Origin of the sequence: Pantoea eucrina, from assembly GCF_020079945.1 — a bacterium.
In the GTDB taxonomy this organism is placed as follows: Bacteria; Pseudomonadota; Gammaproteobacteria; order Enterobacterales; family Enterobacteriaceae; genus Pantoea; species Pantoea eucrina.
The window spans coordinates 2,137,523-2,153,567 of the sequence record NZ_CP083448.1; the positions used below are offsets into that span (position 1 = coordinate 2,137,523).

Genomic DNA, 16,045 nt, shown 5'->3' on the forward strand with positions numbered 1-16,045 from the left:
TTATTGATCCCGATCAATTTACTTCACTCCGCACCCTGCCTACAATTTCCGCCTCTTTTGCAGAGCCGCACGCCGCGGCTTCTGCTATGGCCATCCGCGATGGTCAGCTGACCTGACATCAGTGAGTCTTCCATGTTTAAACCTGAACTGCTCTCCCCGGCGGGAACGCTGAAAAATATGCGCTACGCCTTTGCCTACGGCGCTGACGCCGTTTATGCCGGCCAGCCGCGCTATAGTCTGCGCGTCCGCAATAATGAATTTACGCATGACAATCTGGCACAGGGGATCGCCGAAGCGCACGCGCTGGGTAAAAAGTTCTATGTGGTGGTCAATATCGCGCCGCATAACGCCAAACTGAAAACCTTTATTCGCGACCTTACACCGGTGGTGGCGATGCAGCCCGACGCGCTGATCATGTCCGATCCGGGACTGATTATGCTGGTGCGCGAGGCGTTTCCGGCGATGCCGATCCACCTTTCCGTGCAGGCCAACGCCGTCAACTGGGCCACGGTGAAATTCTGGCAGCAGATGGGGCTGACGCGCGTCATTCTGTCACGCGAGCTGTCGCTGGAGGAGATTGCGGAGATCCGCACGCAGGTGCCGGAGATGGAGCTGGAGATTTTTGTCCACGGCGCGCTCTGCATGGCCTACTCTGGTCGCTGCCTGCTCTCCGGCTATCTCAACAAGCGCGATCCAAACCAGGGCACCTGTACCAACGCCTGCCGCTGGTCGTATAAGGTCTCAGAAGGCCAGCAGGATGAGGTCGGCAATATTACCGGTATCCATGAACCGGCAGAGCAGCAGGCTCCCGTGCCCGGCCACAACGCGCCAACCGACCGGTTGTTTCTGCTGGAAGAGAAGATGAAACCGGGCGAGGTGATGAGCGCGTTTGAAGATGAGCACGGTACCTACATCATGAACTCAAAAGATTTGCGTGCGGTGGCGCATGTGGAACGGCTGAGCGCAATGGGCATTCATTCGCTGAAAATTGAAGGGCGTACCAAATCGTTCTACTACTGCGCGCGCACCGCACAGGTCTATCGCCGCGCGATTGACGACGCCGCAGCGGGTAAACCTTTTGATACCTCACTGCTCGCCACGCTGGAAGGTCTGGCGCATCGTGGCTATACCGAGGGTTTCCTGCGGCGTCACACCCACGACAGCTACCAGAACTATGAGCAGGGCTTTTCCGTTTCTGAACGTCAGCAGTTTGTGGGCGAATTTACTGGCGAGCGGCGCGGCGACCGGGCGCAGATTGCGGTGAAAAACAAATTCCTGCAGGGCGATGTGGCAGAGATCATGACGCCGCAGGGCAACCTGACCTGCACGCTGGAGGCGATGGAAAACGATCGCGGCGAGGCGGTCACCGTCGCTCCTGGCGACGGTCATCGGGTCTGGATCCCGGTGCCGGCAGAGGTGGATCTCCGCTTTGCGCTGCTGCTGCGCAACCTCACTGAAGGCAATACTACCAGCGATCCGCACGGCAAAAATCGCACAAAATGAAAAAAAGGCGGCGAAGTTAGAACAGGATCACAGACGGTTACAGCGCCGCGCTTTAGAATCCCGCCTGCTGCTAATGAGTAACAATATCCAGCGTGCACGACCAGGAACCACCTCATTTACCCGCCCGGCTCCCCCGCGCGGGTTTTCTTTTTTCAGCGCCTGCCGATAAAGTTCCCGCCGCAGCTATGCTATAACCACATCCCTGTCTCACGTTTCAAGGAACTGAAGATGCACACTACACCGCTCACGCTGCTGATCCTGAATGGAAAAGGCGCCGGCAATGAAGATCTGCGCGCGGCCGTTAATAGGCTGCGCGAAGAGGGCTTTAATCTGGCCGTGCGCGTCACCTGGGAAAAAGGTGATGGCGATCGCTATGTACAGGAAGCGGTTGCTCTGCAGGCGGAAACCGTTGTTGCAGGCGGCGGCGACGGCACCATAAATGAGATTGCCACCGCGCTGGCCGCTATACCCGAGGCCTCACGTCCGGTACTCGGCATTCTGCCGCTCGGCACCGCCAACGATTTTGCCACCAGCGTGGGCATTCCGGCGGAGATGGAGCCGGCGCTGCGCCTTGCCGTGGTGGGCAAAGCCACCGCTATCGATCTGGCGCGGGTGAATGGCGACCGCTATTTTATCAATATGGCGACCGGCGGCTTTGGTACGCGTATTACCACCGAAACGCCGGAGAAACTGAAATCCGCGCTGGGTGGCGTCTCCTACTTTATTCACGGCCTGATGCGCGTGGATGCGCTCAAACCTGACAGCTGTGAAATCAGCGGGCCTGGCTTCAGCTGGCAGGGTGATGCGCTGGTAATCGGTATCGGTAACGGTCGCCAGGCGGGTGGCGGACAGCGCCTCTGCCCCGATGCGCTGATCAACGATGGTCAGCTTAACCTCAGCATCGTTACCGCGCAGGAGCTACTGCCAACGCTGCTGCATTCGCTGACGCGCGATGATGAGAACCCCAATATTGTGTCAGCTCAGCTCAACTCGCTGACTATTCGTTCGCCGCATGAGATGACGTTTAATCTGGACGGTGAGCCGCTGAGCGGCAGCGAGTTTACTATCGACGTGCTGCCAAGCGCGCTCAGCTGTCGCCTGCCGCCCCAGTGCGCGCTGCTGGCCTGACGGCGCAGGCATCGCCGGGTGCGCTTTGATACGCACCCGGTGGTTTGCCCGGCAAACGGCTTAACCTCCCGCGTTACACCTTCATCCAGCGCCGCTCAGCCGCCGAAACTGCGATGGCTTCCAGCACTTTCTGTACCTGTAACCCTTCGGCAAAGTCTGGCCACATGCGATCGCCTGCCGCAATGCCGTTGATCAGATCGCGGATCTCCACGGTTTTCTGATCGTTAAACCCGATACCGTGCCCGGCGGAGACGCAGAAGCTGGCGTAGTCGGGATGCGCCGGTCCGGTGAGCAGTGTTTTAAAGCCCTGCCGTCCGGCTGGTTCGTCGTGGATATAGAGCGCCAGCTCGGCCATACGCTCCTGGGTATAGCGCAGCGTACCCCGGGTGCCGGTGACCACATAGGTCAGCCCCATCTTGCTGCCACAGGCAATACGTGAAGTCTCAATCACGCCGTGCGCGCCATTGCTGAAGCGCAGCAGCGCGCTGGCCTGATCCTCATTCTCTACCGGCAGCAGACGCGCAGGATTTTTAGGGTCGGGGCGCTGCGCGATTACCGTCATCATGTCGCCACTGACCTCCTCAATGTCGCCCACCAGATAGTGCGCCATATTGACGATGTGCGCGGCCAGATCGCCGAGTGCGCCCAGCCCTGCCAGTTTTTTCTGACAGTGCCAGTCCAGCGGCGTCTGCGGGCTGGCGAGGTAATCTTCATTATGCGTGCCGTAAAAGTGCACCACTTCACCAATCTCGCCGCGCGCGATGATCTCCCGCGCCAGCTGGCTGGTCGGATTTTTCATGTAATTAAAACCCACCAGCGTTTTTACACCCGCCCGCTCTGCCGCCTGCACCATCTCCTCTGCATCCGCCACGCTCAGCGACAGCGGCTTTTCCGAGTAGACATGTTTGCCGTGGCGGATCGCCTCCAGCGCCATCTCTTTATGCAGGAAGTTGGGCGCGCAGATATCGACAACGTCGATCTGCGGATCGCTGACCAGCTCGCGCCAGTCGCCGGTGGAGCGGGCGAAGCCAAACGTGGCCGCCTGCTTTGCCGCCAGTGCCGGATCGACTTCAGCCAGCATCTCCCGCACGATCTCACCTTTCAGGGCAAACACCGTGGGCGCCTGCGCATAGGCGATAGCGTGACACCGCCCGATATATCCGCTGCCGATCATTCCGATTCTGACTCTGTTCATGCTGCACCCGTGAAAAGTGGAGGAGGTTTCGCGGAATATATGTTTCATTTTTTAGCGCCACAATGGCGAAATGAAATATCTGTGATCATTGATGTGGAGCACACGACAAAATCAACAAATCCCGCTGTAATTTTGCAGTACTTTGGTGATATTCCTCACATTAAGTCAGGCAGTGGCGGTTTATTCAGCAGTCAGTAAAAATTTTGCAAAAGGGCTTTGACACGCAGCAGGCTGCCCGATATTATGCGCCCCGTTCCACACAATTCCTCTGTAGTTCAGTCGGTAGAACGGCGGACTGTTAATCCGTATGTCACTGGTTCGAGTCCAGTCAGAGGAGCCAGATTCTTAAAAAAAGCAGCCTGTAAGGCTGCTTTTTTTATGCCTGCGTGTTATCCGCCCTACCACCAGTGATGAAAGTGGTGCACCGGCCCGATGCCCTTTCCTGCCTCCAGCGAATCGGCCTGCAGTAGCGCCTGCTGCAGCCAGCCTTTTGCCGCCGTCACCGTATCAGCCCAGCTCTCATGACGCGGCCGCAGCGCTGCCAGCGCCGCCGAGAGGGTACAGCCGGTGCCGTGAGTATGGCGCGTCGCTACGCGCGGGGCCGTAAAGCGGAAACGTCCGCTGCGGGTAATCAGCCAGTCCGGGCTTTCCGCATCCTCCAGATGTCCCCCTTTCATCAGCACCGCGGCACAGCCGAGATCGAGCAGCCCCTCCCCCTGCTGCTGCATGGTGCGCTCATCGCGGGCAGGTGTTGTTTCCAGCAGCGCCGCGGCTTCCGGCAGATTAGGCGTGATCAGCGAAACCTGCGGCAGCAGCCGCTCACGCATCGCCGCCACCGCCTCTGGCGCCAGCAGCGCATCGCCGCTTTTGGCAATCATTACCGTATCCAGCACCACAAACGGCAGCCGCGCACGCGCCAGTTTCTCTGCCACCACCGCCACAATAGCGCTCTCTGCCAGCATGCCGATTTTTGCCGTATCGATACGGATATCGCTCAGCACCGAATCCAGCTGGGCGGCGACAAACGCCGGTGAAATGTAACAGACCGACTGTACGCCACAGGTGTTTTGCGCCACCAGCGCGGTAATAACGCTGGTGCCGTAGGCGCTGAGCGCAGAAAAGGTTTTGAGATCGGCCTGAATGCCCGCGCCGCCGCTGGGATCGGTGCCGGCAATGGTCAGGGCATTTATACGGGGCAAGCCGCGCGGTAAAACAGAGGAAGGGTGGGTCATCATAGCGCTCCTGTCAGGCGTACAGGAAGGCGAATGCGCGCAGGCATCTGACTTCCCTACGCTGGCATTATCCAGATCAGGTAATACGGGTATTTCTCAGCCTTCACAAAGAAGGGCACCCCGAGTCATGGTGTCTGTTACGACACACCGGCAGCTTAGGGGAAGCGATCGCACGAAGCAAGCCGCAGAGAGCAGAAAGCTTGATCTGCGCGGTAGCAGAAGCAGACAGACCGCTGGAGTGACCGGTTTATTGATACAGCGCAAGCCGCGACAACGCGGCAGCATGCTTAATCTGCTGCCGGATCACCCTGCCGGATATCACCATGCTTAACCTGCTGCGCCATCTTATTCCGCACGCTCACCGCTGGCATCAGATTACCATCAGCCGCCACGGCGTCTTGAATCCTGCCGGACGTTACTGTCAGGCTACCTTTATCACCGCGCGCTGTCGCAGCTGTGGTGTGCAGCTGCATAAGCTCTACTACCGCGACCTCAGCGATAGCGAAGCGCGCCGCTGGCTCGGCTGATTTAGCGCAAAAAAAGCCCCGCAGCAAGGTGCGGGGCGCGGGCCGGACAGCGAGATTTACTGTGCTGGCTGGGTGCGGATCAGATAATCAAAGGCGCTGAGTGACGCTTTAGCGCCCTCGCCGCTGGCGATGATAATCTGCTTATACGGCACCGTGGTGCAGTCGCCGGCGGCAAATACGCCTTTCAGGCTGGTTTCGCACTTCGCATCGATAATCACTTCACCCATGCGGTTGCGCTCTACTGCGCCTTCAAGGAAGCCGGTATTAGGCAGCAGACCAATCTGAACAAAGATGCCGCTCAGCGCCAGCTCGTGCGTGGTCTGGGTGGTGCGATCCAGATACGCCAGCCCGGTGACTTTGCTGCCGTCGCCTTTAACTTCGGTGGTCTGGGCGTTAAGGATCACGTCGACGTTTTTCAGGCTGCGCAGTTTATCCTGCAGCACTTTGTCAGCGCGCATTTCGCCGGCAAACTCCAGCAGCGTAACGTGCTCAACAATACCGGCCAGATCGATGGCCGCTTCCACGCCGGAGTTACCGCCGCCGATAACCGCGGTACGCTTGCCTTTAAACAGCGGGCCGTCGCAGTGCGGGCAATAGGTCACGCCTTTGGTGCGATACTGATCTTCGCCCGGTACGCCCATGTTGCGCCAGCGCGCGCCGGTGGCGATGATGATGCTGCGTGATTTCAGCACCGCGCCGGAAGCGGTTTCAATGGCGTGCAATCCCCCTTCCTGCGCGGCGGGAATCAGTTTAATCGCGCTCTGTGTGTCAATCACATCTACCGCGTAATCATCGACGTGCGCGCGCAGTGAACCCGCCAGCTTCGCCCCTTCTGTTTTTGATACAGAGATGTAGTTTTCAATATCTACCGTATCCAGTACCTGACCACCAAAACGCTCGCCCATCAGGCCGGTGCGAATACCTTTACGCGCGGAGTAGATAGCCGCTGCGGCGCCTGCCGGACCGCTGCCGATAATCAGGACTTCATAAGCATCACGCTTATTCAGCTCTTCTGCCGCACGCTTGTCAGCGTTGGTATCAACTTTTCCGACGATTTCGGCCAGGCTCATGCGGCCCTGTCCAAACTCTTTGCCGTTCAGATAGACGGCCGGCACGCCCATGACGTTGCGCTCGGTAATTTCATTCTGGAACACGCCACCATCAATGGCGGTGTGGCTGATACGCGGATTCAGTACCGCCATCAGGTTCAGCGCCTGCACCACATCCGGGCAGTTATGGCAGGAGAGCGAGTAGTAGGTTTCAAAGTGCAGATCGGTATCAAGTGACATCACCTGATCCAGCAGACTCTGCGCCTCTTTAGAGGGGTGTCCACCGGTCTGGAGTAGCGCCAGCACCAGTGACGTAAATTCATGACCCATCGGCGAGCCGGCAAAGCGCGGACCGCTCTGGCTGCCTGGGTTGGTGATCAGAAACGACGGTTTGCGTACCGGACGATCGTTCTCTTCACGGAAGCTGACTTTGTCAGAGAGCGCGGCAATATCTGCTAACAGCGTACGGATCTCAGCAGATTTGGTGCCCTCATCCAGGGTAGCAATCAACTCAACCGGTTTCGTTAGTTTCTCAAGGTAAGCCTTAAGCTGGGTTTTTAAATTGGTGTCGAGCATAGTGAGTTCCTGTGAAGAAAATCGGGTGCCGCAGCACCCGATAAAAAAGAGACCGAATGGCGTCAGGTAACTTAGATTTTACCGACCAGGTCCAGTGACGGAGCCAGCGTGGCGTCGCCCTCTTTCCATTTAGCCGGGCAAACTTCGCCTGGGTGAGAAGCCACGTACTGTGCAGCTTTCACTTTGCGCAGCAGGTCAGAGGCATCGCGGCCAATACCTTCAGCAGTGATTTCGATCGCCTGGATGATGCCTTCCGGGTCAACGATGAACGTACCGCGATCGGCCAGACCTTCTGCCTCACGCATAATTTCAAAGTTGCGGGTCAGCGCGCCGGTTGGATCGCCGATCATGGCATACTGAATCTTACCGATGGTCTCGGAAGAACCGTGCCAGGCTTTGTGGGTAAAGTGCGTGTCAGTAGAAACGGAGTAGATATCTACGCCCAGTTTCTGGAACTCTTCGTAGTGGTCTGCAACGTCACCCAGTTCGGTCGGGCATACGAAGGTGAAGTCAGCCGGGTAGAAGAAGAAAACACTCCATTTACCTTCAACGTCTTTCTCGGTTACGTCGATGAATTCGCCGTTTTTGAACGCTGCGTTTTTGAACGGTTTAATTTTGGTGTTAATGATTGACATAGTGACCTCCGTTAAAAAGATGTGATGCAGGCTACAGTTTTTTCAGGCCAGGTGCTAATACGCAGACGTTATCAATCAGATAAACAAAAGCTATCAATGCAGCGAGACCAGATCCGGTGCGGCTTGCCGCGGCATTCTACACAGAAAAGCGGCGGCGATAACAGGCTTTCTCAGAATGCGGCTAAACTGCTATTTTTTTTACAGGCTGGCACGCATGACCGCGTGCCATAAGCGATGCTTGCGATTCAGGAGACCCCGCACGTGAATATCCGACCTTTTCAGGAGAGCGATCGCCCGTTTCTGCGCACGCTGTTTCTCGCCGCGCGCCGGCACAGCTGGACGTGGCTTAACGGTGATGCGTGGCAGCTGGAGGATTTTGATGCGGTGATCCTGGGTGAAACGGTGCTGGTAGCGGAGATCGGCGGCGAACGCGCGGGTTTTGCCGGCATTCTCGATAACGACAATTTTCTGCACAGCCTCTATGTTGACCCGGCGTATCAGGGTCAGGGTGTGGGCAGCGCGCTGCTGCAGCAGGTTACGGCACGCTTTACCTCAACCGGCGCGCTGAAATGTCTGGCTGCGAACCGGGCCGCGCTGGCGTTCTACCAGCATCACGGCTGGCAGCGCGTCGCCAGCGGCGAAGGCGAACAGGGTACCTATGTGCTGATGCACTATCCGCTGGCGGGGCGCGCCAGCGAAACGGCGTGAGCTACACCGCCCGGAAGGCGATATCGCCCGGGATCACCTCACCCTGCCAGTAAAGCTGAGCGGCTACGCGCCCCGCCAGCTGGCGATAGAGGGCGGTAAAGTCGCTCTCTGGCCGGCGGATCACCGTAGGCGTCCCGTCATCCAGATCCTCCCGCAGGTGAATATGCAGCGGCAGCTGTGCCAGCAGGCGGGTGTGGTAATCCTGCACCAGCCGCTCAGCCCCGCCGGTGCCGAAAACAGGCTCATGATGGCCACACTCACTGCAGATATGCATGCTCATGTTCTCCACCACTCCCAGCACCGGCACCGCTACTTTTTCAAACATCACGATGCCTTTGCGCGCGTCCAGCAGCGCGATATCCTGCGGGGTGGTCACCACCACGGCGCCGGTGACGGGTACGCTCTGCGCCAGCGTCAGCTGGATATCGCCGGTGCCGGGCGGCATATCGAGAACCAGATAGTCGAGGTCGGGCCACAGCGTCTCGTTGAGCAGCTGCAGCAGCGCCTTGCTCGCCATCGGTCCGCGCCACACCATCGCATTATCGTCCGTAACCAGATAGCCAATTGAGTTGGTCGCGAGCCCGTGCGCCATAATCGGTGCCATGTGCGTGCCGTCAGGCGATGTCGGACGCTCCGCTTCCGTTCCCAGCATATTCGGAATGGAGGGACCGTAAATATCCGCATCCAGCAGCCCCACGCGCGCCCCTTCGGCGGCCAGCGCCAGCGCCATGTTAACCGCCGTACTCGACTTGCCGACGCCGCCTTTGCCGGAGCTGACCGCAATGATATTTTTCACGCCGTTCACGCCCGGCTGATTTTTTACCCGCTTCAGGGTGGCGATATCGTGACGCAGACGCCAGTCGATGGCGCGCGCCTGCGTCAGCCGCAGCAGCTCCGCGCTGACCTGCGCTTTGAGATCCTCAAACGCGCTGCGCCAGATAAACGGCATAACCAGCTCGATATGCAGTTTTTCATCCAGCAGCGCCACGTGCCGCAGCGCTTTCAGCGTAGTGAGATTCTGCTGCAGCGTGGGGTGCGTAAATGCGCTCAGCACGCCGCTGACCACGGCACGCAACGCTTCAGGTGAATGATAATCCCGGGATTGTGTGCTCATCCCCTCTCCTTATTTCATCATGACGCCAGAATGTAGCGGTATAAGGTCAATCATATCAGAGCAGCGCGAAAAAGAGCGCGACGCGCCTCCTGTGTTTACGCCGGAGGGTGCTTCGGTTAACATCTAACCCCGATTTTTCATTAACGGAAAGCTACGCAAATCATGACTCAAGTCGCTAAAAAATTACTGGTAACGTGCGCCCTGCCGTACGCAAACGGCTCTATCCATCTTGGTCACATGCTGGAACACATCCAGGCTGATGTATGGGTCCGTTACCAGCGAATGCGTGGCAACCAGGTTTACTTCATCTGCGCAGACGATGCGCACGGCACGCCGATTATGCTGAAAGCACAGCAGCTGGGCGTTACGCCGGAGCAGATGATCGCCGATATGAAGCAGGAGCATGAAACTGACTTCGCCGGCTTTAATATCAGCTATGACAACTATCACTCAACGCATGCCGATGAGAATCGTCAGCTGGCTGAGGTGATCTACACGCGCCTGAATGAAAATGGCTTTATTAAGAAGCGCACCATTTCGCAGCTCTACGATCCGGAAAAAGGGATGTTCCTGCCCGATCGCTTTGTGAAAGGCACCTGCCCGAAATGTAAAGCGGCCGATCAGTATGGCGATAACTGCGAAGTGTGCAGCGCCACCTACAGCCCGACCGAGCTGATTGAGCCAAAGTCGGTGGTATCCGGTGCTACGCCGGTACTGCGTGACTCCGAGCACTTCTTCTTTGATCTGCCGGCGTTCAGCGAGATGCTGCAGGCGTGGACGCGTTCCGGCGCGCTGCAGGAGCAGGTCGCCAATAAGATGCAGGAGTGGTTTGAGTCGGGACTGCAGCAGTGGGATATCTCCCGCGATGCGCCCTACTTTGGCTTTGAGATCCCGGACGCGCCGGGCAAATATTTCTACGTCTGGCTGGATGCGCCAATCGGCTACATGGGCTCGTTCAAGAACCTGTGCGACAAGCGCGGCGATATCGACTTCAGCGAATTCTGGCAGAAAGATTCCGCGACCGAGCTTTATCACTTTATCGGTAAAGATATCGTCTATTTCCACAGCCTGTTCTGGCCGGCAATGCTGGAAGGCAGCGGTTTCCGCAAGCCGACCAACCTGTTTGTGCATGGCTATGTCACGGTAAACGGCGCGAAGATGTCAAAATCGCGCGGCACCTTTATCAAAGCCAGCACCTGGCTGAAGCATCTTGATGCCGACAGCCTGCGCTACTACTACGCGGCCAAGCTCTCTTCGCGCATTGATGATATCGACCTGAATCTGGAAGATTTCGTGCAGCGCGTTAACGCTGACGTAGTGAACAAAGTCGTTAACCTGGCTTCGCGCAACGCTGGTTTTATCACCAAACGCTTTAACGGCGAGCTGGCCGCTGAACTCGCCGATCCGGCGCTGTATCAGACCTTTGTGGCCGCATCAGAGAAGATTGGCGAGGCGTGGGCGAACCGTGAATATAACCGCGCTATCCGTGAGATCATGACGCTGGCCGATCTGGCGAACCGCTATGTTGATGAGCAGGCACCGTGGGTGGTGGCGAAACAGGAAGGCCGCGACGCTGATCTGCAGGCGATCTGCTCAATGGGCATCAACCTGTTCCGCGTGCTGATGACCTGGCTGAAGCCGGTACTGCCGTCGCTGAGCGAGCGTGCTGAGGCGTTTCTGCAGAGCGAACTGAGCTGGGATGGCATCGCGCAGCCGCTGCTGAATCACAGCGTGGCACCGTTCAAAGCGCTCTATGGCCGCATTGAGATGGCAAAAGTGGAGGCGCTGATTGAGGCATCGAAAGAGGATGCGGCGGCAGCCAGTCAGCCTGCCGTAAGCGGCCCGCTCGCTGACGCGCCGATTGGCGACACCATCACCATTGATGATTTCGCCAAAGTCGATATGCGCGTGGCGCTGATTGAGCAGGCGGAACTGGTTGAGGGTTCAGACAAGCTGCTGCGCCTGCAGCTCGATCTCGGCGGTGAGAAGCGTCAGATCTTCTCCGGCATTCGTGCTGCCTACCCCGATCCTTCGGTACTGGTGGGCAAGATGACCATTATCGTGGCCAACCTGGCACCGCGTAAGATGCGCTTTGGCGTATCGGAAGGGATGGTGCTCTCAGCCGGCTCTGGCGGCAGCGATCTGTTCGTGCTCTCGGTGGACAGCGGCGCACAGCCAGGCATGCCGGTTAAGTAATCGCTTTTCTTTGTTTACAGCCCTCTCCGTGCCGGAGAGGGCTGCTTTCCCGCTCCCGTCCCTTTCCTGAACGCCCCTCTGCGCCAGTTCTGCAGCGCAGCCAGGCCGGACTCTGGCACGCTAAGCGCGTAATGCGTATGATGTAAAACAGATGACCGAAGCCGGAGATGTCTGACGTGTTAACTGCCTGCTGGCGCTATCTGCGCGCCTTTATGATTATCTATGCCGCGCTCTATGCCGGTATCGCGCTCGCCGCCCTGCTTCCCTTTACTATTCCCGGCAGTATTATCGGTATGCTGCTGCTGTTTTTACTACTGGGGCTGCAAATTCTGCCGGTCCGCTGGGTAAAGCCCGGCTGCCATCTGCTGATCCGCTATATGGCGCTGCTGTTTGTACCGATAAGCGTCGGCGTCATCAGCTATACCGATGTACTTTCCGCGCAGTTTGGGCCGATTGTGGTCTCCTGCCTCACCAGTACGCTGATGGTGCTGGTGGTGGTGGGTTTTAGCGCTGAACGCCTGCAGCGCCCGAAACAGGAGCAGCCGCATGAGTGACGCCTGGTGGTCTCTGCCGCTGACGCTGGCTGCTTATTTTGTGGCGCGCCGGCTGGCGGCAAAGCTCAAAATCTCGCTGATTAATCCGCTGCTGGTGGCTATGGCCATCATTATCCCGCTGCTGCTGCTCACGCATACCCCCTATACGCGCTATTTTGCCGGCAGCGCACTGCTGAATCAGCTGCTGCAACCGGCAGTCGTGGCCTTAGCGCTGCCGCTCTATGAGCAGATGCATCAGATCCGCGCACGCTGGAAAACCATCATCAGCGTCTGCTTTATTGGCAGCCTGACCGCCATGGTATCCGGCACGGCGATGGCGCTGTGGCTGGGCGCCACACCGGAGATCGCCGCGACGCTCCTGCCCAAGTCAGTCACCACCCCGATTGCGATGGCGGTCTCTGCCTCGCTGCACGGTATTCCGGCCATCAGCGCTATCTGCGTGCTGATCGCGGGCGTATTTGGTGCCGTATTCGGGCACATGCTGCTGAACCTGCTGCGCATTCGCAGCAAAGCATCGCGCGGCCTGGCGATTGGCAACGCGTCACATGCGCTGGGCACGGCGCGCGCGGCGGAAATCGACTATCAGGAAGGGGCGTTCAGTTCACTGGCGCTGGTGATCTGCGGCATCATTACCTCTTTACTGGCACCGTTTATCTTTCCGCTGCTGCTGGCGTGGTTTGGCTGAAAGTTTGCGAGAGATCTCGCAAAGTTGAAACAACTCAATGAGCTTGCATTGTCATAGCGACATGGATCACATATAACTCAGCAGGCGGCGCCCCGCCGCTGATGAGTTAATGAGGCCTGACACCATGCACCCACGATTCTCTTCCGCTTTCTCCGACCTGCCGGCTGCCCTGCAGCAGGCGCTGCAGCCGCTGCTGGACGCGCCCGATTTTCACGGCGTGCTCCGCCCTGACGAGTTGATACAGCTGCAGCAGGTCACCGGACTGGAAGAGGATGCGCTGGCGCTGGCGCTCCTGCCGCTCGCCGCCTGCTGTGCGGTTGCGCCGCTCTCGCGCTTTAACGTTGGCGCTATCGCGCGTGGCGTCAGCGGCCACTGGTATTTTGGGGCAAACATGGAGTTTCGCGGCGCCACGATGCAGCAGACGGTACACGCTGAGCAGAGCGCGATTACCCACGCCTGGCTGCGCGGTGAAACGGCGCTGGCGGCCATCACCGTAAACTACACGCCGTGTGGCCACTGCCGTCAGTTTATGAATGAGCTGAACAGCGGTACGGCGATCCGTATCAGTCTGCCGGGCCGTGACGTGAACACGCTGGCCCACTACCTGCCCGATGCATTTGGTCCTGCCGACCTCAATATTACCGAACGGCTGATGACGCCGGTTGACCATGCCTTTGCTCCTGCCGGCGATGCGCTGCAGCAGGCGGCAATCCGGGCTGCCAGCCAGAGCCACGCGCCTTATAGCTTCAGCTACAGCGGCGTGGCACTGGAGAGCCACAGCGGCGCCATTTACAGCGGCCGCTATGCGGAGAATGCCGCCTTCAACCCGAGCCTGCCGCCGCTGCAGGCCGCGCTGATCCTGATGAATATGCATCATGAACCGCTGGAAACTATTCGCCGCGCGGCGCTGGCCGAGTCTGCAGAGGGTACGCTGACGCAGGCGGACGCCACGCGGGCGACGCTGGCCGCGCTCGGCTGCCGTGAGCTGACGATTACTTTAGTTTCAAAAACATCCGTTTAGTGATCCTTTTACCGCTTTTGTGACCTGCTGTTAACAAAAGCTGTACATCTGCCGGAATTTTCATAGGATCGGGCGCCAGACCTTCACAATAATCAGATCTGGCGTGACCTTTTCGTAGCGATACGTCAGCAAACACTGCAACCGGAGCAAACATTGCATGGAACTCGAGTACGAAAGTAAACGCCCGCTCTATATCCCCTATGCGGGTCCGATTCTGCTGGAATTTCCGCTGCTGAATAAAGGCAGCGCCTTCTCTCTGGAAGAGCGAAACGAATTTAATCTTAATGGCCTGCTGCCGGATGCGGTTGAGACTATTGAAGAGCAGGCGGAACGCGCCTGGCGTCAGTTCCTGGATTTCAAAAACAACAACGACAAGCACGTCTATCTGCGCAATATCCAGGATACCAACGAAACCCTGTTCTACCGCCTGCTGGATAATCATCTGGAAGAGATGATGCCGATTATCTACACCCCGACCGTGGGCGCGGCATGCGAGCACTTCTCCGAAATTTACCGTCGCGCGCGCGGCGTATTTATCTCCTACAACAATCGCGATCGCATCGAAGACATGCTGCAGAACGCCACCAAGCAGAATGTGAAGGTTATTGTGGTCACGGATGGCGAGCGCATTCTGGGCCTGGGCGACCTCGGCATCGGCGGCATGGGTATTCCGATTGGTAAACTGTCGCTCTATACCGCCTGCGGCGGCATTAGTCCGGCTTATACCCTGCCGGTGGTGCTGGATGTCGGAACCAATAACCCGCAGCTGCTCAACGACCCGCTCTATATGGGCTGGCGTCATCCGCGCATTAGCGGCGAAGAGTATGAGTCGTTTGTGAATGAATTTATTCAGGCGGTGAAACGTCGCTGGCCAAACGTCCTGCTGCAGTTCGAAGATTTTGCACAGAAAAACGCTATGCCGCTGCTGCAGCGCTATCGCGATGAAATCTGCTGCTTCAACGACGATATTCAGGGCACCGCAGCCGTTACCGTTGGTACCCTGATTGCCGCCAGCCGCGCCGCAGGCAGCCGCCTGTGCGAGCAGAAAGTGGTCTTCCTCGGCGCCGGTTCTGCAGGCTGTGGTATCGCTGAACAGATCGTTGCGCAGATGAAATCTGAAGGACTGAGCGATGATGAAGCGCGTTCGCGCGTCATGATGGTTGACCGCTTTGGTCTGCTCACCGACAAGCTGCCAAACCTGCTCGACTTCCAGAGCAGGCTGGTGCAGAAAAGTGACAATCTGAAAGCCTGGGACGTCACCAGCGACACGATTTCGCTGCTGGATGTGGTGCGCAACGCGCAGCCCGATATTCTGATCGGCGTATCGGGCCAGCCAGGCCTGTTTACCGAAGAGATCATTCGCGAGATGCATAAGCACTGCAAACGCCCTATCGTGATGCCGCTCTCTAACCCGACGTCACGCGTGGAAGCGACGCCGGCGGATATCATCGCCTGGACCGACGGTGCCGCGCTGGTTGCCACCGGCAGCCCGTTCTCACCGGTGACCTGGAAAGGCAAAACCTATCCGATTGCCCAGTGCAACAACTCCTATATCTTCCCGGGCATCGGACTCGGCGTGATTGCCGCGGGCGCAACGCGCGTGACCGATTCCATGCTGATGACCGCCAGCCGCGCGCTGGCTGACTGCTCGCCGCTGGTTAACGACGGTGAAGGTCCGGTCCTGCCGGAGATCAAAGATATTCAGGGCGTCTCTAAACTGATTGCGATGGAAGTGGGCAAAGCGGCACAGCTGGCTGGCGTTGCCGTGGTAACGTCGGAGGATGTGCTCTCTAAAGCGGTTCACAACAACTTCTGGCTGCCGCAGTATCGCCACTACCGCCGTACCTCTATCTGATCGCCTCAGCGCCGGATTTCGATCCGGCACTGCCAAAAAAAACATCAGCCAGCCGGGGTGAGCTTGC

General features: G+C 58.2%; 14 protein-coding genes, 1 tRNA gene and 1 riboswitch. Of the genes, 10 read left to right on the forward strand and 5 right to left on the reverse strand.

All coding sequences use genetic code 11. From position 1 onward, the window contains the following. Positions 1-132 precede the first annotated feature (132 nt). Together trhP and yegS are read left to right on the forward strand one after the other, a co-directional pair. Positions 133-1,503: a prephenate-dependent tRNA uridine(34) hydroxylase TrhP gene (gene trhP / locus LAC65_RS10070; RefSeq protein ID WP_039385414.1), complete on the forward strand. Its 1,371-nt coding sequence runs from the start codon at positions 133-135 to the stop codon at positions 1,501-1,503. 228 nt (positions 1,504-1,731) lie between these two features. After that, positions 1,732-2,631, forward strand: a complete 900-nt coding sequence (yegS, locus tag LAC65_RS10075; protein ID WP_224144711.1) for a lipid kinase YegS — start codon at positions 1,732-1,734, stop codon at positions 2,629-2,631. A gap of 73 nt (positions 2,632-2,704) precedes the next feature. Here the strand turns inward: yegS and LAC65_RS10080 are convergent, their stop codons facing one another. After that, the gene (locus tag LAC65_RS10080) at positions 2,705-3,826 is read right to left on the reverse strand and encodes a Gfo/Idh/MocA family protein (protein WP_039385417.1); all 1,122 of its coding nucleotides are present in this window, start codon (positions 3,824-3,826) and stop codon (positions 2,705-2,707) included. A gap of 264 nt (positions 3,827-4,090) precedes the next feature. On the opposite strand from LAC65_RS10080, the gene LAC65_RS10085 reads away from it, so the two are divergent. Then, a tRNA-Asn gene (locus LAC65_RS10085) sits at positions 4,091-4,166 on the forward strand. Between the two features lie 58 nt (positions 4,167-4,224). Here LAC65_RS10085 and thiD read toward each other — a convergent pair. Then, a complete protein-coding gene (thiD, locus tag LAC65_RS10090; RefSeq protein ID WP_039386007.1) occupies positions 4,225-5,025 on the reverse strand; it encodes a bifunctional hydroxymethylpyrimidine kinase/phosphomethylpyrimidine kinase in 801 nt (266 codons plus the stop codon). A gap of 69 nt (positions 5,026-5,094) precedes the next feature. Further along, a riboswitch (TPP riboswitch) is annotated at positions 5,095-5,191 on the reverse strand. A 190-nt stretch (positions 5,192-5,381) separates the two neighbouring features. On the opposite strand from thiD, the gene LAC65_RS10095 reads away from it, so the two are divergent. Further along, positions 5,382-5,585 carry a hypothetical protein gene (locus LAC65_RS10095; protein ID WP_104085202.1) on the forward strand — a complete coding sequence of 68 codons (204 nt, stop codon included), beginning with the start codon at positions 5,382-5,384 and terminating at the stop codon, positions 5,583-5,585. Between the two features lie 56 nt (positions 5,586-5,641). On the opposite strand, the gene ahpF is transcribed toward LAC65_RS10095, so the two are convergent. After that, positions 5,642-7,210: an alkyl hydroperoxide reductase subunit F gene (gene ahpF / locus LAC65_RS10100; protein WP_039385419.1), complete on the reverse strand. Its 1,569-nt coding sequence runs from the start codon at positions 7,208-7,210 to the stop codon at positions 5,642-5,644. 71 nt (positions 7,211-7,281) lie between these two features. Next, on the reverse strand, positions 7,282-7,845 hold the full coding sequence (ahpC, locus tag LAC65_RS10105; RefSeq protein WP_039385421.1) for an alkyl hydroperoxide reductase subunit C: 564 nt from the start codon (positions 7,843-7,845) through the stop codon (positions 7,282-7,284). Between the two features lie 261 nt (positions 7,846-8,106). On the opposite strand from ahpC, the gene LAC65_RS10110 reads away from it, so the two are divergent. Next, complete coding sequence (locus tag LAC65_RS10110) at positions 8,107-8,553, forward strand: GNAT family N-acetyltransferase (RefSeq protein ID WP_039386010.1); 447 nt, start codon at positions 8,107-8,109, stop codon at positions 8,551-8,553. A gap of 1 nt (position 8,554) precedes the next feature. On the opposite strand, the gene apbC is transcribed toward LAC65_RS10110, so the two are convergent. After that, positions 8,555-9,667, reverse strand: coding sequence for an iron-sulfur cluster carrier protein ApbC (gene apbC, locus LAC65_RS10115; protein ID WP_039385423.1), 1,113 nt, complete (start codon positions 9,665-9,667; stop codon positions 8,555-8,557). Positions 9,668-9,829: 162 nt separating this feature from the next. On the opposite strand from apbC, the gene metG reads away from it, so the two are divergent. The 5 genes from metG (at position 9,830) to LAC65_RS10140 (ending at position 15,978) form a co-directional block, all read left to right on the forward strand. Beyond that, positions 9,830-11,863 (forward strand): methionine--tRNA ligase, encoded by a 2,034-nt coding sequence (gene metG, locus LAC65_RS10120; RefSeq protein ID WP_039385424.1) that lies wholly within the window; start codon positions 9,830-9,832, stop codon positions 11,861-11,863. Positions 11,864-12,030: 167 nt separating this feature from the next. Further along, a complete protein-coding gene (locus tag LAC65_RS10125; protein WP_039385425.1) occupies positions 12,031-12,417 on the forward strand; it encodes a CidA/LrgA family protein in 387 nt (128 codons plus the stop codon). Continuing rightward, a complete protein-coding gene (locus LAC65_RS10130; RefSeq protein WP_039385427.1) occupies positions 12,410-13,102 on the forward strand; it encodes a CidB/LrgB family autolysis modulator in 693 nt (230 codons plus the stop codon). The genes LAC65_RS10125 and LAC65_RS10130 overlap by 8 nt, the downstream gene beginning before the upstream one ends. Before the next feature lie 124 nt (positions 13,103-13,226). Next, positions 13,227-14,123, forward strand: coding sequence for a cytidine deaminase (gene cdd, locus LAC65_RS10135; protein WP_039386013.1), 897 nt, complete (start codon positions 13,227-13,229; stop codon positions 14,121-14,123). Positions 14,124-14,280: 157 nt separating this feature from the next. After that, a complete protein-coding gene (locus LAC65_RS10140) occupies positions 14,281-15,978 on the forward strand; it encodes an NAD-dependent malic enzyme (protein WP_039385428.1) in 1,698 nt (565 codons plus the stop codon). The last annotated feature ends 67 nt before the right edge of the window (positions 15,979-16,045 follow it).

Excerpts from the sequence above, each read along its gene's own strand:
- ahpC (WP_039385421.1), bottom strand. The coding sequence starts at position 7,845 with ATGTCAATCATTAACACCAAAATTAAACCGTTCAAAAACGCAGCGTTC.
- LAC65_RS10080 (WP_039385417.1), bottom strand. The coding sequence starts at position 3,826 with ATGAACAGAGTCAGAATCGGAATGATCGGCAGCGGATATATCGGGCGG.
- LAC65_RS10140 (WP_039385428.1), top strand. The coding sequence starts at position 14,281 with ATGGAACTCGAGTACGAAAGTAAACGCCCGCTCTATATCCCCTATGCG.
- LAC65_RS10125 (WP_039385425.1), top strand. The coding sequence starts at position 12,031 with ATGTCTGACGTGTTAACTGCCTGCTGGCGCTATCTGCGCGCCTTTATG.
- LAC65_RS10130 (WP_039385427.1), top strand. The coding sequence starts at position 12,410 with ATGAGTGACGCCTGGTGGTCTCTGCCGCTGACGCTGGCTGCTTATTTT.
- LAC65_RS10095 (WP_104085202.1), top strand. The coding sequence starts at position 5,382 with ATGCTTAACCTGCTGCGCCATCTTATTCCGCACGCTCACCGCTGGCAT.
- metG (WP_039385424.1), top strand. The coding sequence starts at position 9,830 with ATGACTCAAGTCGCTAAAAAATTACTGGTAACGTGCGCCCTGCCGTAC.
- cdd (WP_039386013.1), top strand. The coding sequence starts at position 13,227 with ATGCACCCACGATTCTCTTCCGCTTTCTCCGACCTGCCGGCTGCCCTG.
- yegS (WP_224144711.1), top strand. The coding sequence starts at position 1,732 with ATGCACACTACACCGCTCACGCTGCTGATCCTGAATGGAAAAGGCGCC.
- ahpF (WP_039385419.1), bottom strand. The coding sequence starts at position 7,210 with ATGCTCGACACCAATTTAAAAACCCAGCTTAAGGCTTACCTTGAGAAA.
- apbC (WP_039385423.1), bottom strand. The coding sequence starts at position 9,667 with ATGAGCACACAATCCCGGGATTATCATTCACCTGAAGCGTTGCGTGCC.
- trhP (WP_039385414.1), top strand. The coding sequence starts at position 133 with ATGTTTAAACCTGAACTGCTCTCCCCGGCGGGAACGCTGAAAAATATG.